The sequence below is a fragment of the Bradyrhizobium campsiandrae genome (genome assembly GCF_014529705.1).
Taxonomy (GTDB): Bacteria; Pseudomonadota; Alphaproteobacteria; order Rhizobiales; family Xanthobacteraceae; genus Bradyrhizobium; species Bradyrhizobium campsiandrae.
In genome coordinates, this window is record NZ_JAANIH010000198.1 from 1 (window position 1) to 474 (window position 474).

1 protein-coding gene is annotated in these 474 nt (G+C 41.8%); it reads right to left on the bottom strand.

Annotated elements, in window-relative coordinates; translation table 11 throughout:
- On the bottom strand, positions 1–319 hold a 319-nt coding region (gene rph, locus G8O24_RS47110), incomplete at its 3' end, for a ribonuclease PH (protein WP_188108429.1).
- Between the last annotated feature and the right edge of the window lie 155 nt (positions 320–474).

The window sequence follows — 474 nt, forward strand, 5'->3', positions numbered from 1 at the left end:
ACATAGCCGATCCGGCCACTGCACCGGGCGCTGGTCCCGTTAAACGTTTGATTGCCATCGTTCTGCCGGTTTCTTTACCGTTGGACGATTCGCGGATATTTCGTGTCTTCGTTGCTCGGGGTAACATCGAGTATTCAGCAGAAATCCAGCCGCGGCCTTCTCCTCGCATAAATGGTGGCACTTTTGTTTCTACACTTGCAGAACAGATAACTTTTGTATTTCCTGATGCAATTAGCACAGAACCTTCTGGATGCATTAAATAATCTGGTGTTACTTCAATATTTCGTAATGCATTACTTCCTCTTCCATCAACTCTCATGATTGGCACCTCTTATTTTCCTAATTTAATATGTTCTACAGTCATATCTGGCATATTTAACCAGTCTTTTGCAATATCTTTAAAAATTTGTGTCGAGCCCGTAGTGAAAAAACGGTGCTCAATTTCTTCGTCTGTAGCATCTAATAAATTATGGT